The 18,264-nt window shown below is 60.7% G+C and carries 13 protein-coding genes and 1 rRNA gene; 10 read left to right on the top strand and 4 right to left on the bottom strand.

The genetic code is table 11. The annotated features are described in order from the left end of the window. Window positions 1-145 precede the first annotated feature (145 nt). Window positions 146-484 (top strand): hypothetical protein, encoded by a 339-nt coding sequence (locus N8H71_RS27890; RefSeq protein ID WP_007960236.1) that lies wholly within the window; start codon window positions 146-148, stop codon window positions 482-484. 128 nt (window positions 485-612) lie between these two features. Here the strand turns inward: N8H71_RS27890 and lapD are convergent, their stop codons facing one another. Next, entirely contained in the window at window positions 613-2,559 is a 1,947-nt protein-coding gene (gene lapD, locus N8H71_RS27885; protein WP_262196445.1) for a cyclic di-GMP receptor LapD, read from the bottom strand. 14 nt (window positions 2,560-2,573) lie between these two features. Further along, on the bottom strand, window positions 2,574-3,266 hold the full coding sequence (gene lapG, locus N8H71_RS27880; RefSeq protein WP_007960234.1) for a cysteine protease LapG: 693 nt from the start codon (window positions 3,264-3,266) through the stop codon (window positions 2,574-2,576). Between the two features lie 194 nt (window positions 3,267-3,460). Here lapG and N8H71_RS27875 point away from each other — a divergent pair, with 194 nt between their 5' ends. From N8H71_RS27875 to N8H71_RS27855, 5 genes are all read left to right on the top strand, one after another. Beyond that, window positions 3,461-4,171 carry a GntR family transcriptional regulator gene (locus N8H71_RS27875; RefSeq protein ID WP_262196444.1) on the top strand — a complete coding sequence of 237 codons (711 nt, stop codon included), beginning with the start codon at window positions 3,461-3,463 and terminating at the stop codon, window positions 4,169-4,171. 755 nt (window positions 4,172-4,926) lie between these two features. Then, a complete protein-coding gene (locus N8H71_RS27870) occupies window positions 4,927-5,700 on the top strand; it encodes a DUF3050 domain-containing protein (RefSeq protein ID WP_115076083.1) in 774 nt (257 codons plus the stop codon). Next, window positions 5,697-6,626 carry a diiron oxygenase gene (locus N8H71_RS27865; RefSeq protein WP_262196443.1) on the top strand — a complete coding sequence of 310 codons (930 nt, stop codon included), beginning with the start codon at window positions 5,697-5,699 and terminating at the stop codon, window positions 6,624-6,626. Before N8H71_RS27870 ends, N8H71_RS27865 begins: the two co-directional genes overlap by 4 nt. A gap of 13 nt (window positions 6,627-6,639) precedes the next feature. Continuing rightward, window positions 6,640-10,029, top strand: coding sequence for a non-ribosomal peptide synthetase (locus N8H71_RS27860; protein WP_262196442.1), 3,390 nt, complete (start codon window positions 6,640-6,642; stop codon window positions 10,027-10,029). Window positions 10,030-10,052: 23 nt separating this feature from the next. Beyond that, the gene (locus N8H71_RS27855) at window positions 10,053-10,520 is read left to right on the top strand and encodes an SRPBCC family protein (protein ID WP_262196441.1); all 468 of its coding nucleotides are present in this window, start codon (window positions 10,053-10,055) and stop codon (window positions 10,518-10,520) included. A gap of 59 nt (window positions 10,521-10,579) precedes the next feature. Here N8H71_RS27855 and N8H71_RS27850 read toward each other — a convergent pair whose 3' ends face one another. Continuing rightward, window positions 10,580-12,460 (bottom strand): methyl-accepting chemotaxis protein, encoded by a 1,881-nt coding sequence (locus tag N8H71_RS27850; RefSeq protein WP_085712595.1) that lies wholly within the window; start codon window positions 12,458-12,460, stop codon window positions 10,580-10,582. A gap of 311 nt (window positions 12,461-12,771) precedes the next feature. Between N8H71_RS27850 and N8H71_RS27845 the strand changes: the two genes are divergently transcribed. The 4 genes from N8H71_RS27845 to N8H71_RS27830 all read left to right on the top strand — a co-directional run bounded on the left by N8H71_RS27845 (window position 12,772) and on the right by N8H71_RS27830 (window position 18,116). Beyond that, entirely contained in the window at window positions 12,772-13,272 is a 501-nt protein-coding gene (locus N8H71_RS27845) for a sigma-70 family RNA polymerase sigma factor (protein WP_236191955.1), read from the top strand. Further along, entirely contained in the window at window positions 13,272-14,273 is a 1,002-nt protein-coding gene (locus N8H71_RS27840) for a FecR domain-containing protein (protein ID WP_262196440.1), read from the top strand. Before N8H71_RS27845 ends, N8H71_RS27840 begins: the two co-directional genes overlap by 1 nt. Window positions 14,274-14,360: 87 nt before the next feature. Further along, complete coding sequence (locus N8H71_RS27835) at window positions 14,361-16,862, top strand: TonB-dependent siderophore receptor (RefSeq protein WP_262196439.1); 2,502 nt, start codon at window positions 14,361-14,363, stop codon at window positions 16,860-16,862. Between the two features lie 75 nt (window positions 16,863-16,937). Further along, entirely contained in the window at window positions 16,938-18,116 is a 1,179-nt protein-coding gene (locus tag N8H71_RS27830) for a PepSY-associated TM helix domain-containing protein (RefSeq protein WP_262196438.1), read from the top strand. A 73-nt stretch (window positions 18,117-18,189) separates the two neighbouring features. Here N8H71_RS27830 and rrf read toward each other — a convergent pair. Beyond that, a 5S ribosomal RNA gene (rrf, locus tag N8H71_RS29000) occupies window positions 18,190-18,264 on the bottom strand; the annotation flags it as partial.

The following is an 18,264-nucleotide window of genomic DNA, read 5'->3' as shown; positions in this document are numbered from 1 at the left end:
CGTGAACAACGGCCGCCCCACTTGGGGCGGCCGTCACGTTTGCGGCGCTTGAACCGGTGACGATTTCGTCGGCGCACCGCATACTCGCGCGCAGTTGGCTATGCTGCTGACAGCATGACGCTGGTCCATTTCCGAGGGATGCTCAATGTTTTACGTGCAACGCGATGCGCAAGGTCAGTTGATTCGCGTGGAAGCTGCGGCCTACGCCGAGGCCACGGAAACGCTGCCGGCCGACCACCACGAGATCCAGGCCTGGTACGCCAACGAAGCCGTGGAGAACAGCCTCAAACAGCTCAAGCAGAGCGACCTGGAAATGATCCGGGTACTCGACGACCTGATTCAGGTACTGACCAGCAAAGGCGTGATCCGCGTCACCGACCTGCCGCCGGCGGCCCAGGCCAAGTTGATGGACCGGACGCAGGCGCGGGAAGCGTTGGGTGGGTTGAGTCAGTTGATTGATGAGGATGAGGGTGGGTTGATCTGATCCAGGATCTTCGGTGACTGGACGGGCCCCTTCGCGAGCAAGCTCGCTCCCACAGGAGGTATGTATACCCAATGTGGGAGCGAGCTTGCTCGCGAAGGCAGCCTTAGCGGCGACGCAATTCTACAGCCTTAACGCCAGGGCTTGGGCTCACCGAACAACTGCCCCTGAACCCCATACAACCCCATCTCGCGAATCACCGACAACTCCCCTTCCGTCTCGACCCGCTCGGCAATCAGCGGCAGATCGATGCTGTGCGCCGCACGCTGGATCGCTTCGATGAACAGGCGCTTGTCGCTTTCCTGATCGATCGCCCGGATGTAGCTGCCATCGATCTTCAGGTACGCCAGCCCCAGCCGCGCCAGGTTGCCGATCATGCTGAAGCGCCCACCAAAGCGCTGCAGGCTCAGGGAGAATCCGAGCTCGCGCAGACGGCGGGTCAGCTGTTCCAGCACCGCTTGTTCCGGCAATTGTTCCTCGCCGATTTCCAGGGTCAGGCGTGCGCCGAGGTTGGAATGCGCCCGCAGAATCTCGAACACTTTGTTCAACGCCTGCGGATCGGCCAAGGTCGCCGAAGACAGGTTCAGCGCCAGGGACTCTTCATGGCCGGCCATCTGCTCCAGCACCCGCTCGAGCATCAACCGGTCCAGCCGCGCGGTCCAGCCGAAACGTTCAAGCCATGGCAAGAAGCGTCCGGCGGGAATGGTCTGGCCCTGCTCGTCCAGCAGGCGCGACAGCACCTTGTAATGCAGCACCAGTTGCGTGTCCTGCGCCGCCACCACCGGCTGGAAGAACAGCTCGAAACGTCGCTGGTTCAGCGCCTGATCCAGCAAGCGGTGCCAAGCGTGGTGATCATCACCGACGTCCGCCACCAGGCTCTGATCAAGGCACGCCCAGTTCTGCTCGCCCTGCCCCTCGGCCTGGGCCAGCGCCTGATCGCCGAGGCTCAGAACTGCTTGCGGCGAGTCGCCGTGAGCGAACGGCGCCAGGCCGATAGAAGCCACGGCGGCCACATCGGTGGCGCCTGTCGCATGCAGGCTGCTCAGCGCACTGTCGAGGCTCTGCGCCAGTTGCAGCGCCTCTTCGCGGGTCAGTCCCGGCGCCAGCACGGCGAATTCACCACCACGAATCCGGGTGACGAGGTTCTGGGTTTCCGGGTATTTGGCGCACTCGCGGGACAGTTGCTGACCGACCGCTTTCAACAACTCATCGGTGCGTTGACCGCCAAGACGCTGGTTCAGCCCGGCCAGATCCTTGACCCGCAACAGCAGCAGATAACCGGAGCTGGCCTGCTCCGGGTTGCTCACCCGCGCATTCAGCTGCATCTCGAAATAACGCCGGTTGGCCAGCCCCGTGAGGTTGTCCTGATACGACTCGGTGCGCAGTTTTTCACTGCGCTCGGCCTGCTCCTGAAACAGTGCCTTGAGCTTCTCGACCATCTGGTTCATCGCCAGCACCACACGGCGCAATTCAGGCGTGCGCGGCAGATCCGGCAAGCTGAGGAATTCGCGGCGGGCGATGGCGTGGGATTGCTTGACCATGTAATCCAGCGGCTTCAATTGCCGACGCAGCAACAGCGCGCCCAGCACCGCACTCACCGCGCCGCAGACCAGCAACCAGCCCAGGCTGCCGAGTGCGCTCTGCCAGAGTTTGGCCAAAGCGAACATCGGATGGCTGACCACCTCGACACGCGCCGCCTGCTCCCAGCCACGGCTGACCAGCGCATCGCCACCGGCCGGCTCCAGGCCAATCAGTTTGACGAACCAGTCCGGCACGTTGGTGACCGCCGGAATGCCGTTGCGCTCGACGATGGTCTGGTCGGTCTTCAGATCGACCACGCGGATGCTCGAGTAATAACCGCTGTCGAAGATCGAACTGACCAGCAGCTCGACCATCGCCGGGTCATCGATGTTCGGCGTCAACGACAGCGCCAGCGCCGTGGCCGCATCCTGGGCATGGGAGCGCAACTGGTTGACGTACTGGGTGCGCGAGCTCTCCAGACTGACCATGAAGCTGCCGGTGAAGGCGACCACCAGGAACAGACAGATAGCGATCAACAGCTGTTTGAACAAAGACATCTGAGCGCGTGCTCCTAGTTAGTCGTCTCGACCGGAAATCCTTCGGCCTGCATTTTCTTCAACACATCCTGCCAGCGTGACAGGCGTTTGGTGTCACCGACCTTCTTGTTGCCCTTGGCGCCCGGCAGATACAACCCTTCGGCATTGAAAGAGTAGACCGGCAGCAAATCGGTTCGCTCGGCGGCCGGCTTGATCGGGTCGATCAGGCTGTCGAGCACCAGTGGCATGGCGTCAGGGCTGGAATAGTAAGTCAGGACCATGTGCGCGCGGTTCTGGCGCAGCGCCTTGACGTAGGTGATGCGCAACTTGTCACTGGCCACACCGAGGTGGCGCAGGCTGAAATACTTGGCAATCGCGTAGTCTTCGCAGTCGCCGGCGCCTTTCCACAAGGCTTCGATGGGGGTTTCCCAATAATCGACCTCGTGCCACAGATCGATGTCTTCGACGTAGCGCATCTGTTTGTTGAAAAACAGGTTCACCACTTTGAGCTTTTCCATCTCGCTGACCTGCTTCTGCGTGGCCAGCAGATTCTGCCAGGCATCGATCCGCTGTTGCCCGGCGCCCAACGGCCCGTACAGTGCCGTGGCCTTGCGGCTGATCGCGGAAAAATCCCAATCGGCATGCAGGCCGCCCAGCATGATGCCGGCCAGCAGCAGCGCGCAGGCAAGCCAGCGCGCAATCCGTGGGATTGCGAAACGTACCGCCAATGCAAGGCATCCAGGGCAGAGAGGAAAGCGCTTGATGGTGAAGGTTAGCCCAGCAAAAAACAATGGCACCCTGAGATCATCGCTGGCGCGCTAAACTTCAGATGTGACAGGGTTCTTCTACACGGTTTGACAACCTGTAGAGCAATCACTAGTGTCCTTTGGATCCAAATATCGCAGTCATAGGGTGTGCAGTTGTGACCCAGAAGCCCAAGCCACTCCACAGCATCAAAGTCGATGGCCCGATTCCCGCCCACCTGGCCCGCTCGGTCATCGAAGAAACCCTGCGCGCCGCGATTCTCGACGGGCGCCTGCCCTGTGGCACTGCCGTGCGCCAGCAGGATCTGGCCGACCTGTTCGGTGTCAGCCGCATGCCGGTGCGCGAAGCATTGCGTCAGCTCGAGGCTCAGGGCCTGCTCAGCGTGATTGCGCACAAGGGCGCCGTGGTGGCGCCGCTGATCCAGGGCGATGCAACGCAAACCTACGAGCTGCGCATCCTGCTGGAGTCCGAAGCGCTGCGCCAGTCGATCCCGCTGCTGACCCCGGCCGATCACGAACGCGCGGCCGGCTACATCGAAGAGCTGGAAATCGAACACGACTACACCGAAATCGGTCGGCTCAACCGTCTGTTTCACATGGCGCTCTACAGCAAGGCGCCCAATGGCCGGCTGTTGCGGCTGGTGGAAGACGGCCTGAACGAAGAAGAACGCTTCCTGCGCTTCAACCTCGAGGCCATGGGCCTGGGCAAACTCTCCCAGGACGATCACCGCGCGTTGTTGCAGGCCGTGAAAGAGCGTGACACCACGCACGCCGTGACACTGCTGGAGCAGCACCTCAATCGCGGTGTCGAGGTGATCACCCGTTACCTCGCCAGCTCCGCCGGCCAAAGCCGCAAAGCGGCGCGCTGAATCCTCCCTCCCGGGTGAGCCTCCACTCACCCGGCGAATAACCCGCTTACAAATCCCCCCACCGGTCACGGTCATTTGCCGTGGCACATCGACGCCTGCGCTCTAACCTCCCCCCTGCTTTGAACAGCCCGGAATTTGCACCGCAAGGAAGTCATTTTCGACGATAGCCGCGGCGCCGATTTACGCGCACCCTTGGATCGCCAACCCAATATAGAACGGGGACGCGCCGCCCCGGCAGCAGTCCCCGCACCAGGAACCTACGGAAGGAGCCTTGTCACGGGAACAGGAAGAAACGGCGCCGTTACAGCCCGACTTCATCCCCTCATATTCATTCAATTACTCAATTGGAAAGTTGCTTCGAGTGAGGCATTCACTCTTGTCGTTCAATTTTGGCCGCTAAACGCCGAAAGGAGCAACTACGCCCAAATAAAACTTAGCTTATAAGTTTTATCAGGCCCACTCATACTTCAAAAACAGCCAACTAAAAATAATTAAAAATAAACTTGTTAAGTTGTTTTGCGATGTATTAGTTTTTCTTCGCCGAGTTTGGATCCGAAATGACAAGCCCGGCGCAACCGTGCACTACGGCCTCGATTGCGACGGCTTGACCGTCCGCTGTAGTTTTGGGCCCTTCAGACATTGCCTGCTTTCATCGAAACCGAATGAGGCTGTCGTTCGCCTGGAGAAACTTGTTCAACGTTATTAGCAATTGATTGGGCAATCCCTACTTCCCTATTAGCCAGAGTCTCGCAACCATGCCAACTAAAGAGCAACTTACACTAAAGAAAGCCGAACTCAGCGTTCATCCGATCTTCTCCGAAATCGATTCTTTGGCGACATTGCGCCGGTTCATGGAGTCCCATGTATTTGCTGTCTGGGACTTCATGTCGCTGACCAAGCGACTGCAGCAGGAACTGACTTGCACGCGTCTGCCGTGGTTGCCGCCACGGGATCCACACGCAGCCAGACTGATCAACGAAATCGTGCTCGGGGAAGAATCGGACGACCGGCTGTCACACGGGCATTACAGTCACTTCGAACTGTACCTCGATGCGATGCGCGAAGTCGGTGCGGACACGACAGCGGTGGAGCGCTTCGTGACGCTGCAGCAGGAAGGCGTGAGTTACGACGTCGCCCTGCAAAGCGTCGAGGTTGATCCGGCGGCGGCGCGATTCGTCCGCGACACTTTGCAAACCGCACTGCATGCGCCGGGGCACAGCGTGGCCGCCGCATTCCTGCACGGTCGCGAGAGCGTGATCCCGACCATGTTCCAGCGCATGCTCGATGCCTGGGGCATCGGTGTCGAACAGGCGCCGACCTTCCGTTACTACCTGGAGCGGCACATCGAGGTCGACTCCGAAGACCACGGCCCCGCCGCCGAGCAACTGCTGGATCGACTGGTGGACGGCGATCCGCAGCGCGAAGCCGAGGTCTACGCCAGCGCCATCGCCGCCGTGGAAAGCCGCATCGCCCTGTGGGACGGCCTGCGCCTGAGCATGCGCGAACCGCTGGCGGAGGTGGCCCAATGAATGCCGCCGACTACCAGTCTTTCGCCGACGCCTGGGAAAGCCGCGCGACCATTCGCACCCGGCCACGCCGCGTGCTGGAGGACGACGCGCGGCTGATCTATCCGCTCAGCCGCCAGCCGTTGGTGCTCAGCGAAACCTTCCTGCGCGAATGCCCGGAACAGCGTGATTTCGCCCTCGTGCAGACGCTGTACAAATTCATCAACGACGTGGTGATTTTCGAGACCGAGATCGTCGACAAAACCGCCCGCAGCATCGCCAAGAACCGCTTCGCCGTGGCCTTCCCGTTCGCCTGTCGCTACGACGCCATGACCGTGGTGGTGGACGAGGATTACCACGCGCTGGTGGCAATGGATTTCATGCAGCAGACCGTGGCCATGACCGGCATCGAGCCGATCGAGCTGCCGAATGAAATCGAACTGAGCCGGGCGATTCCGGCCGCCGTCGAACTGGCCCCGGACCATCTGCGCAGTGCCGTGGAGCTGATCTGCGTCGCCATCGCCGAGAACACCGTGACCGGCGATGTCGCGGCGTTCGCCCGGGACGACACGGTCAAGCCGTCGATCAAGGGCCTGATGGCCGACCACTTGCTGGACGAGGGCCGGCACTCGAGTTTCTGGGCGCGGATGGTGCGCATCTACTGGCACACCGCGAGCGATACGGATCGCGAATGCATCGCGCAGATCCTGCCGGTGTTCATCGGCCATTACCTGACCAACGACATCCAGAAGTCCTTCGACCTGCGCCTGATCGACGCCCTGCCAGTCAACGATGCCACCCGCCGCGCACTGAAAGACGAGATGGCCGGGCTGGCCTTCCCGATCAATCGTCACCATCCGCTTGTGGGCAACATCGTGCGGTTTTTTCACAACAGTTCGCTGCTCGACACACCGTGCGTGCAGCACGCCCTGCGCGACTACCTGGTTTGACAAGGAGGCTGACATGAGACGTCTCGACATTTTGCTGAGGGGCCGCAGCCAGGCCTTGACCGACCTGGCGCAGGAGCTCGAACAACACGGTCATTCATTGCTGACAGAGACTGCTCCGTCGGTGGATCTGGTGATCGATGACGGCAGTCTTGCGCCGCAGGATCACGGCGTGACACCGCACCTGACCTTGCGCCTGGGCATCGGTGCAACGGGCATCGGCGGACTGCCGGTTCTCGATCTGCTTTGCCTCTGTAATTCGACGCTGCTGAGCCGCGTACCCATCGCCGACGAACCGTCCGGCAACGGTCAGGCCCTGCGCCAGCGAACATTGGCGCAGGTGGTGGACGAAGTGGCGCTGCTGGTCAGCCGTTTCTCTCGCGATGCCGAGTATTTCCAGCACGCGACAGCGGCCCGTGCGCCGGACTTCGAGCAGGTGGAAAACTTGCTGTTTCTCGACAGCCTGGCTTATGCCCATCGCCTCAATGCCACGGCCCATCCGGCCTTGCTGCAACGGGCGCAGATCCCGGTCATCGAGCGGCTGCAACGGAGTCTGATCGAACACGCGGAGCGTCCGGCGCTGCACCTTGCCGAGCAGTCGATCAGTTATCGCCAGTTGCATGATCACAGCCGGGCGATCCAGCAGCGGTTGCTGGCAATGCTGGAGACACAACCACGACCGTGGGTGGTGGGGATTTGCCTGCCGAAATGCGATGCGCTGTTTGCTTCGATCCTGGCAATTCTCGGCAGTGGCGCGGTGTACCTGCCGCTGGAGCCGAGCCATCCGCTTCAGCGTCAGCAGTACATTCTGGAAAACGCCGGGGCGGTGTTGTTGCTGCACGACGGCGAACATCCGCTGAGCGGTTCGATGCCGGGGCTGGATGTCTGTCGCATCGACAGCACCGACGTCGATCTGTCGCAACCGTTGATGCTTCACCGGCCCGAGCTCGACTCACCCTGCATGGCGCTCTACACCTCGGGCACCACCGGCCATCCGAAGGGTGTGCTGCTCAGTCAGGCGAACCTCGCACACTTCACCGCTTGGTACGCCGATTACGTGCAGTTGCGCGCAGAGAGCCGGGTGCTGCAGTTCTCGTCCCTGAGTTTTGACTCGTCGCTGATCGACATCTTCCCGACCCTGCTCGAAGGCGCGGAGCTGGTGGTGCCCGACGACAACCAGCGCCGCGACCCGCTGCAACTGGTGGCGCTGATTCGCCGCCGGCAACTGACCCACGCGTTCCTGCCGCCGGCGCTGTTGAGCATCCTGCCGCTGGAGCAACTGCAAAGCGTCGGGCAGATCATGACCGGCGGCGACGTCTGCGAGCCGTTCGTGATCGAGCAACTGACGCGCCAGGGCAAGCTGCACAACCTCTACGGCCCCACCGAAGCCACGGTGCTGATCACCGCGCGGCAACTGCAACCGGGCGACAGCAATCGCACCCTCGGCGGGCCGATTGCCAACAGTCAGGTACTGATCCTCGACGACGATCTGCAACCGGTGCCGGAGCAAACCGTCGGCGAACTGTTCATCGTCGGCCCTGGCGTATGCCTGGGTTATCTGAACAATCCACAGCAGACATCGGAGCGCTATCTGGATCTGGAATTGCCGGACGGCCAGCGTCTGCGCGCCTACCGCAGCGGCGACATGGCCAAGTGGGGCGAGGATGGCATCGAGCTGTGCGGACGCCGCGACAATCAGGTGAAAATCCGCGGCTTCCGGGTCGAGCCGGAAGAGATCGAGCGGTGCCTGCGCGAGAGTCAGCTGTATCGGCAAATCGCGGTGGTGATCGACAGTCAGCGGCGAATTCTGGCGTTCCTCGCCCAGCCGCAATCGGATGCCGCGCGCGAGTCTTTGAAAGCTCATGCGCAGCAGTTTTTACCCGACTACATGCAACCGGTGGCATGGACGGAACTGCCGAACATGCCATTCGCCGCCAACGGCAAAGTCGACCGCAAGGCCCTGCTGGAGCTGCCGGTCAGCGTGCAGGACAGCGGCCCCAAATGCCTGCCGGCCAACGCCGACGAAGCGCTGCTGCTGGAGATCTGGGCCGAGTTGCTGGAGCTGCCGACCAGCGACATTTCCACCGACGAAAGCTTCTTCAATCTCGGCGGTCACTCGATTCTGCTGTCGCGCATGCTCCTGCGTCTGCGGGAGGAATTTGGCCGCAGCATTTCGATCAACCGCTTCATCGAACTGCCGACCATCACCAAGCTCGCCACGCTGGTGCGCGGCACCGATGACAGCGCGGTACTCAGCGCCCAGGCGATGGCCGACGCCGAGCGAGCGCTGGAAATCGAGGCGCTGCCGATCAGCCGCATGGGCGATGTGCACAAGGTGATCGTCACCGGCGCCAACAGTTTTGTCGGTGTGCACATCGTCGAGGCGTTGCTGGGATGGGGCGCCAGCGAAGTGGCGTGTCTGGTGCGCGACGGCGGTGGACAAACGGCGGCGCAGCGTTTTGCCCAATCGTTGCGAGAGAACCGGCTGGAGCATCTGGACCTGAGTCGGGTGCGGGTCTATTCGGCAGACATCACCCGACCGCAACTGGGCCTGTCCGATGAAGACTTCGTGCGACTGGATCGTGAGTTCGGCGCGCTGGTGCACAACGCCGCCAACGTAAATCACGTGCTCGACTACGAGTCGCTGGCGGCGGACAACGTCGAGCCGATTTTCGAACTGCTGCGGCTGTGCGAAGGGCGCAGCAAGAAGGTGTTCAATTTCGTCTCGACACTGTCCGCCTCCAGCACCGTCGACGACGCAGGCCGGGTGCTGGAACTGCCCGCCGCACCGACGCCGCCGATCTACATCCGCAACGGCTACAACCTGTCGAAATGGGTCGGCGAACGCATCCTCGAACGGGCCCGAGAGCGTGGGGTGCGGGTCAATCTGTATCGGCCCGGCAACATCAGTTTCAACAGCCTCAGTGGCGTCTGCCAGCCGCACAAGAACCGTTTGATGCTGATGCTCAAGGGCTCGATCCAGCTCGGTCAGGTGCCGGCCTTCGCACTGAATTTCGACCTGATGCCGGTGGATTTTCTCGCCCGTTTCATCGCCTTCCACGCCAGCCGTTATTCGGCCGAACGGGCGGTGTTCAACCTGCACAACCCGGAGCCCCTGAGCTGGGATGCCTACGTCGCGTCGTTCCGCGAAACCGGCAGCGAGTTCTCGCTGGTCAGCGTCGCCGACTGGCAACAGCAACTGGGCCGGGTCGATGCCGACAACGCGCTGTTCGGCGTACTCGGTTTCTACCTCAACGGCTTCGAGGAAGACATCGGCGACATCTCCCTGATCGGCCACGCCAATGCCCAGGCCGGCGTGCAGCAGATGGGCGCGCACTACCCGGAAAAATCCCCGGCGCTGCTACGTCGCGGCTGCGACTACCTGAAAGAAATCAACTTCATCTGACTCATCAACCAAGGAGCAACACCATGAGCAATCTTCAACCCGACACCCTGATCAAAAACCCTCACGGCTGCCACGTCGTGTCTTCGGTGGAAGTGCCGGTGGACACCAAGCAAGTGTGGGCAGTAGTGGGCAAATTCGACGGCTTCGACCGTTTCATTCCGGCGCTGTCGCACATCGAAATGACCGGCGAAGGCGTGTCTTCCCTGCGCAAGAAATTCTTCAAGGATGGCAACGTGGTGGTCGAGCAACTCAACTCCCGGGACGACCAGGCGCTGAGCATGACCTGGACCACGATCTACAACACCTTGGGCGTGGCCAACCTGTGGGCGGCGATGAATGTGGAATCGCTGGGCGCGGGCAAGTCGCGGGCGACCTGGACGATCATTGCCGAGCCGGCAAGCGGCGGTCCCGAGGCGCTGCCAGGGTTCAAGGATTTCGTGCAGAGGTTCGCCGATGATGCGATGGGCAATGTGCTGAAGCTGTTTGTGTAAGGCATGAAAAAACCCGCTGCGGATCACTCCGCAGCGGGCTGTTTTTTGACCGCAAGCGATCAGATCTTGAAGCTGTCGACCAGTTGTTTCAAACGGTTGGCCTGCTGCGACAACGCATCGCAATCCTTCAACGTTTCATTGAGGTTGGCCACGCTCTGCTGGTTCAGCAGGTTGATCTGATTGACGTCGACGTTGAGGGTTTCCACCACGGCGGTCTGCTCTTCGGTAGCCGCTGCCACCGACTGGTTCATGCCGTCGATTTCGCCGATGCGCTGAGTCACGCTGACCAGACGCAGACCGGCCTGGTTCGCCACTTCAACGCTCTCTTCGCTGGACGCCTGACTGGCGTTCATGGTGGTCACCGCTTCACGGGAACCGACCTGCAGCGAGGTGATCATCTTGTGGATCTCTTCCGCCGATTCCTGGGTGCGGTGAGCGAGGTTGCGCACCTCGTCCGCCACCACCGCAAAACCGCGACCGGCTTCACCGGCACGGGCCGCTTCGATGGCCGCGTTGAGCGCCAGCAGGTTGGTCTGTTGGGAGATGCCTTTGATCACATCGAGAATGTGGCCGATGTTGTCGGTGCTCGCATTCAGGGTTTCGATCTGGGTGCACGACAGGCTGATCTTCTGCGACAGCTCGGTCATCGCCTGAATCGTTTGCTCGACCACCTGACGACCGTCATCGGCCTGCTCGCTCGCGCCGCTGGCGTGTTGCGAAGCATCGGCGGCGTTGCGGGCGATTTCCTGGGTGGCGGCACCCAGTTGATTGATCGCGGCAGCGACACTGTTGGTGCGCGCGCTTTGCTCGTCGGAACCGATGATCGAGGCGTTGGACGATGCCATCACCCGTTGCGACAGGTCGTGTACGTGGCGAGTCGCGGAAGACACTTCGGAAATGGAGGCGTGAATCCGCTCCACGAACTGGTTGAACGAACTGCCCAACTCTCCGAACTCGTCCTTGCTTTCCACCACCAGACGACGAGTCAGGTCGCCTTCACCCTGGGCGATGTCCTGCATCGCACGGCCCATGGTGATCAGCGGACGCATCAGGACGGTGATCAGCAGGCTCAGGAACACCGCAATCGCACCCACTGCGACGAACATCGCGATCAGTGCCGAGGTACGGAACTGGCTGAGTGCGGCGTAGGCCTTGTCGCGGTCGATCGACAGACCGATGTACCACTCGGCATTCGGCAGACCGGTGACCGGGGTGAACGACAGGATGCGTTCCTGGCCGTTGAGCACCACGTTCTGGTTACCCTTCTGGATACGCACATCGGCGTTCGGGTAGATGTCCTTGAGGTTCTTCATCACCTGATCTTTGTCCGGGCTGACGATTACCTGACCGTCCCCGCTGACCAGGAACGCGTGACCCAGGCCGCCGAAGTCCACCGAGTTGATGATCTTCACCAAGGTTTCCAGGCTCAGGTCACCGCCCACGACACCAAGCAGCTCGCCGTTCTTTTTCACCGGCATGGCGATGGTCACCACCAGACCGCCAACGGCGGCCATGTATGGCGGGGTCAGCATGGTCTGGTCAGCGGCCACGGCCTGCTTGTACCACGGGCGCTGACGCGGATCGTAGCCGTCCGGCATCTTCGCGTCCGGGCGCTGGGTGAACACACCGTTGGCCTGGCCGACGTAAGTGAACTGGAAGTTCGAGGTGAAGGCCGGTTGATCGACCAGACCCGGGAAGTCGGCGTTCTTGCCTTGATGTGCGACGTTCTGCGCGAGGTTTTCCAGCACCAGAATCCGCCCGCTCATCCAGTTCTGCACACTGCTGGCGGTCAGGTCGCCGGCCTGCTGGACCGAGGACTGGAGGTTCTGGCGAATGGTGTTTCGCTGCAGATAGTCGTTGTACAAAGTGAACAGCGCGAACGCCAGGACCACGACGCCCGAGGCGGCCAACAGGATTTTATGGCTGAACTTGAGATTCATTTCATGGGACTTCTTATGCCAAAAGTGGGGATGCGTTCCGGATGCAACATTCCATGTACAGCGCAGGCAGCGTTCTGATGGCTGCTCTACTTTGGTGCACGCATGTCTCACCAGTCTGTCGGCACGCTTGGGAGAAAACTTAGGGCTTTGTAGGAAATGGACGGCATTTCTGCCAGATTCCCGCCGAACGGCGTGCCAGAGCGTTCGCCTGTCATTTTTTGATGACTGTTTTGCAGCGCCGGTTGCAAATTCTGTAACCCTTGATGACAATGCGACTAATTATCATTTGTGACGTTCGGGCTGTCGCGTTCATGTCCTCACCTGAGTTTGCAGTACAGGCGCTTTACAGTAGTCATCACGGCTGGCTCAACAGCTGGTTGCGCGCGCGGCTGGGCAATGCCGCCGATGCGGCGGATCTGGCTCAGGACACGTTCGTGCGCTTGCTGCAACGCACCGAGCGTCTGGAGCTCAAGGCACCTCGCGCATTCTTGCGCACGGTTGCCCGGGGTTTGGTGATCGATCATTGGCGCCGTGAAGAAATTGAACGCGCCTATCTGGAAACCATCGCCCATTTGCCTGAAGCCGAAACCCCGAGTGCCGAATCCCGCGCATTGGTGATCGAACTGCTCGAAGGCATTGCCCGCATGCTTGAAGGCTTGAAGCCGAAAGTGCGTCAGGCATTTCTGCTGGCGCAGTGCGAAGGTTTGACCCACAAGCAGATCGCCGAGCAGATGGGACTGTCCCTGCGCTCGGTAGAACGCTACGTCGCCGACGCCCTGTTTCACTGCTACGTGTTGCGGTACGAAAACTGATGCCGGTGGACAACCTCTCGCTTGGCCGACGCGCCGAGCCACCGCAGCAGGTGGTCCGACAGGCCATTCACTGGCTCCTGCGTCTGCGCAACAACCATGGCAATCCACGCCTGAATCGCCAGTGCGAACAATGGCGCGCCGAGCACCATGATCACGAACTGGCCTGGCAACGGGTGCAGTCTCTGCAAGCCGAACTGACCCACAATCTGCGCGCCGTACCCGGTGCGCAGGTGGCGTTCAACACGCTGGAAAACAGTGCGCAGGGGATGGGTCGACGCCAGGCATTGAAGCTGTTGTCCGGCGCGCTGTTGATGGGCTCCGCCGCATGGCTGGCCAGAGATACATCGGCCTGGCAGCAATGGAGCGCGGATTACGCCACCGCCACCGGCGAGCGCCGTGGTTTCCAGTTGCCGGACGGCACGCGGATCGAACTCAACACAGCCAGCAGCGTGGATCTCGATTACACCGCACAACAGCGGCTGATCAAACTGACCCGTGGCGAAATCATCGTCACCTGTGGCGGTGCCGATGAAGGCGCGCCATTTGATCGACCGCTGCGGGTGCAGAGCCGTCATGGCAGTTACGAGCCGTTCAAGGCGCGATTCATTCTGCGCGAGGAAGAGGGCTGCACGCGCCTGAGCGTCACCAGTGGCCGGGTCGCGATTCACTCCGCTGGCAACTCGACGGAGGCCATCGCCGGTCAGAGCTATCTGATCGATCACCATCAAATTCGTCCCGCGCCGCCATTGGACATGGACGCCGGGGCCTGGGTCGACGGGTTGATCGTGACTCGCAACATGCGGCTGGGCGACTTCCTCGGCGAAGTCGGCCGGTATCGTCAGGGGTTTCTGAGCTGTGCGTCGGACATTGCGGATCTACGCCTGTCCGGCGTGTTCCGTCTTGAGGACACCGACAGGCTACTGGCGATCCTGCCGCAGACCCTGCCGGTGCAGGTGCGCTACCGCACCCGTTGGTGGGTGACGCTGGAGTCTGTGGTCTGAAATTATTTTGGCGGGTTTTCGCGGCAAGTCCGGCTTAGTCAGTAAGCACTTCAACTCAGCCTTCGCGACTGCCTACGGAAACCTACAATGACTGCGCGCGTTACCTGTAAGAACCCTCTGAATTTCTCTGCCGAATCGGGCCTGTTGCGCCACGCCGTTCGGGTGGCGCTGTTTTCTACCGCACTGGGTGTTGGCGTGTTGCCGAGCCTGAGCATGGCGGCCAATGCCAGCGAAGTCAGCAGCCACCGCTACAACATCGCCGCCGGGCCGCTGGGCGATGCGCTCAACCTGTTCGCGCGTCAGGCGGGCATCACGTTGTCGATGACGCCACAGCAGACCCAGGGCCGGCAGTCACCGGGTGTGCAGGGCGATTATTCGACCGACCAGGCCCTGAGCCACTTGCTCGGTGGCTCGGGCCTGGAGGCGATCAGCCAGGACGGCAGCAGCTATGTGTTGCGCGCCGTCGCAGAAACCGAAGCACTGGCCCTGCCGACCACCGACATCAAAGGCTTCGCCCTCGGCAACGCACTGGGCAGCATGGACGGCTACAACGCGACGCACAGCCAGATCGCCACCAAAACCAGTACCGCGCTGCTGGAAACTTCGCAAAGCGTGTCCGTGGTCACCCGCGAGCAAATGGATGACCAGGGCTCGCAAACAGTGTCCCAGGCCATGCGTTACACCCCCGGTGTGCTGACCAATCCTTACGGCGCCACGCACCGTTACGACTACGTGGCGATGCGCGGCTTCAACGATGGTTCGGTGGATAACATCTACCTCGACGGCCTCAAATCGATGGGCGACAGCGGCACCTACAGCACGATGCAGGTCGATCCGTATTTCCTCGAGCGCGTCGATATTCTGAAGGGCCCGTCGTCGGTGCTCTACGGCCGTAGCTCACCGGGTGGTCTGGTGGCGCTGACCAGCAAGAAACCGCTGTACGAGGCCTATCACCAGGTACAGGCCACGGTCGGCACTCAGGGCCAGCGCGGTGTCGGTTTTGACTTCAGCGGACCGGTCGATGACGACAAGCGTATCGCCTATCGTCTGACTGGATTGACGGATCAGTCCGACACGCAATTCGACCACAACAAGGAAAAGCGCTTCGCCCTCGCGCCGACCGTCAGCATCGATTTCAGCGAAGACACGTCGCTGACCCTACAAGCGTATCTGCAGCATGACCCGGATGGCGGCTACCACGGCGGCGTGCCGGCTGACGGCACGATTCATCAGCGCAACGGCAATCGCATCTCGCCGCACTTCTTCGAAGGCGAGCCGGGTATCGACGGTTACTCCCGTGATCAGCAGTCGTTCGGTTACCAGTTCGAACACCGCTTCAACGACGTCTTCACCGCGCGACAGAACTTCCGCTACCTCGACTCCAAAGTGAATATGGATCAGGTGTACGCCTATGGCTGGACGTCGCCGACCAGCAACGAACTGAATCGCTACTACACCGGCGGTGACGAGCGTCTGCACGCGTTCATCGTCGACAACATGCTCCAGGCCGAATTTTTCACTGGCGCGACCAAGCACACGGTGCTGATGGGGGCGGATTACCAGCGACGCAAAACCGTGGTCGACTGGACCAGTGGCGGCCTGGCGCCGATCAACGCGTTCAACCCGGTGTATGGCAATTCCGCTATCACGCCGTACGGCGAAACCAGCTACCTGCGGCGCCTGGAGCAGACCGGCGTTTACCTGCAGGATCTGGTCGAGATGGACAAGTGGCGCTTCTCCCTGGGCCTGCGCCAGGACTGGGTGGAAACCTCCGATGAAAACCGCATCGCCGAAGCGGGCCGTCCGGTTGGCACCGAGATCAATGATCGACGCACCAAGCTCACTGGCCGTGCAGGCGCGCTGTATCTGTTCGATAACGGGCTCGCTCCGTACGTCAGCTATTCCGAGTCGTTCAACCCGAATTCCTACGCTGACAGCGCCGGCAATCCGCTCGCACCGACCGATGGAACGCAGTGGGAAATGGGCATGAAGTATCAGCCGCCGGGCACCGACAATCTGTTCACCGCCTCCTTGTTCCGCATCGATCAGGAGAACCTGGCGACCAAATTGCCGCAGGAAAACTTCTATCGCGCTGTAGGCGCTGTCCGCTCTCAAGGGCTGGAACTGGAAGCGCACATGCAGTTGACCGATAACCTGAAAGTGCTCGGCAGCTATACCTTCACCGACATTGAATACTCGAAGTCGATGACCAGCACCCTGAGCACTCCGACCAATGTGATCGAGAACAAGGGCAACTCGCCAACCCAGGCACCGCGGCACATGGCGTCCTTGTGGGCCGACTACAAGTTCGACAGCGCGGCGCTTGATGGCCTGCGATTGGGCGGAGGTGTGCGTTATGTCGGCTATAGCTGGGCGGATGCAGAGAACACCATGAAGGTGCCGTCCTACACATTGTTCGACGCATCGATCGGTTATGACCTCGGCAAGGTCGGTTTGAAGGGCGTCGACGTACGTTTGAATGCGAACAATCTGACCAACGAATCCTACGTAGCCTCCTGCGCCAGTCTGGACTTCTGCTACATGGGCGAAGAGCGCAACGTCGCCGCCACGGTCAGTTACCAGTTCTAAGCCTTTGTCTTGTGCATAAAAAAGCCAGCCCCTGATTTCAGGGGCTGGCTTTGTCGTATCTGTAGGAGAATTTTCATGCGTTCGTTTTTGGTTTTATTGCACCGGTATATCGGGTTGGCCACGGCGGTGTTTTTGCTGCTGGCCGGGATCACCGGGAGCATTCTGGCGTTCAACCATGAGCTGGATGAGTGGTTGAATCCTGAGTTTTACGCAGCATCGGCCGAGGGGGCGAGACTACCGCCAGGTGAGCTGGTTGATGCGGTGCAATCGGCCCATCCGAAGTTGCAGGTCTGGTACATGGAGTACCCGAATGAGGTCGGCCACACGGCATTGCTGGCGGCGGTTCCGCGAAATGATCCGGCGACGGGCGAACCGTTTAAAGAACGCAATGAAGTGTTCTACCTCGACCCGGTCAGCACAGAGCAAAAAGGTCAGCGTTACTGGGGCGAGTGCTGTTTCCAGCGTGAGAACTTCATTCCTTTCATTCTTGAGTTCCACTACAACCTGACGCTGCCCGGGAACTGGGGTTTGCTGTTGATGGGATTGGTGGCCATCGCCTGGGTGATCGATTGCTTCATCGCCCTCTGGCTGACGTTGCCGCGGGGTAAACCGTTCTGGAAGAAGTGGTCGAACGCCTGGAAGATCAAGGGCGGGCATGCCTATCGACTCAACTTCGATCTGCATCGGGCGGGGGGCTTGTGGCTGTGGTTGTTATTGCTGCCGATAGCCGTCAGCAGCGTGGCGATGAACCTGCCGAGTCAGGTCTTTAAACCGGTGGTGTCGTTGTTTTCTTCGATTGAACCGAGCGTGTATGAGGCTCGAGGACGAATGCCTGCCGAAGAGTTGGGGATCATCCGATTGAGTTATCAACAGGCATACGAAAGGGCACAGCAGGAGGGGAAAAGGTTGGGGCTGACAGCGGCGATCGGCGAGTTGTATTACAGCTTTGAGTACAACTTCTACGGTGCGGGGTTTGGCCAGCATGACACCGAGGCCCACGGAAAATCCTGGTTGTTCTTCCACGGTACTGACGGACGATTACTGGAGCAGGAGATCGCAGGAGAAGGGACACTGGGAGAACGGTTTTATCGGTTGCAGTTGCCGATACATGGGGGACGAATCATAGGCTTCACCGGACAAGTGATGATCGCGGTATTGGGTATTTTGATTGCGGGATTGTCGGGGACTGGCGTCTACATCTGGTGGCGCAAATGGCAGGCTCGTAGGAGCAGCAAAGCACGAAGAGCGGTTTGAAGCTCAGACTTTTATGGGGACTGAAACGACAAAACCCCTGTCTGCGTTAGCAGACAGGGGTTTCGGAATACAATCTTGACGATGACCTACTCTCACATGGGGAAACCCCACACTACCATCGGCGATGCATCGTTTCACTTCTGAGTTC

Source organism: Pseudomonas koreensis, from assembly GCF_025447595.1.
In the GTDB taxonomy this organism is placed as follows: Bacteria; Pseudomonadota; Gammaproteobacteria; order Pseudomonadales; family Pseudomonadaceae; genus Aquipseudomonas; species Aquipseudomonas koreensis_H.
This window is presented reverse-complemented; position numbering and strand designations above follow the sequence as displayed.

Bases quoted from the DNA above. Each gene is read 5' to 3' on its own strand.
- N8H71_RS27890 (WP_007960236.1), top strand. From the start codon at position 146: ATGTTTTACGTGCAACGCGATGCGCAAGGTCAGTTGATTCGCGTGGAA.
- lapD (WP_262196445.1), bottom strand. From the start codon at position 2,559: ATGTCTTTGTTCAAACAGCTGTTGATCGCTATCTGTCTGTTCCTGGTG.
- N8H71_RS27870 (WP_115076083.1), top strand. From the start codon at position 4,927: ATGCCAACTAAAGAGCAACTTACACTAAAGAAAGCCGAACTCAGCGTT.
- N8H71_RS27865 (WP_262196443.1), top strand. From the start codon at position 5,697: ATGAATGCCGCCGACTACCAGTCTTTCGCCGACGCCTGGGAAAGCCGC.
- N8H71_RS27860 (WP_262196442.1), top strand. From the start codon at position 6,640: ATGAGACGTCTCGACATTTTGCTGAGGGGCCGCAGCCAGGCCTTGACC.
- N8H71_RS27855 (WP_262196441.1), top strand. From the start codon at position 10,053: ATGAGCAATCTTCAACCCGACACCCTGATCAAAAACCCTCACGGCTGC.
- N8H71_RS27850 (WP_085712595.1), bottom strand. From the start codon at position 12,460: ATGAATCTCAAGTTCAGCCATAAAATCCTGTTGGCCGCCTCGGGCGTC.
- N8H71_RS27845 (WP_236191955.1), top strand. From the start codon at position 12,772: ATGTCCTCACCTGAGTTTGCAGTACAGGCGCTTTACAGTAGTCATCAC.
- N8H71_RS27840 (WP_262196440.1), top strand. From the start codon at position 13,272: ATGCCGGTGGACAACCTCTCGCTTGGCCGACGCGCCGAGCCACCGCAG.
- N8H71_RS27835 (WP_262196439.1), top strand. From the start codon at position 14,361: ATGACTGCGCGCGTTACCTGTAAGAACCCTCTGAATTTCTCTGCCGAA.
- N8H71_RS27830 (WP_262196438.1), top strand. From the start codon at position 16,938: ATGCGTTCGTTTTTGGTTTTATTGCACCGGTATATCGGGTTGGCCACG.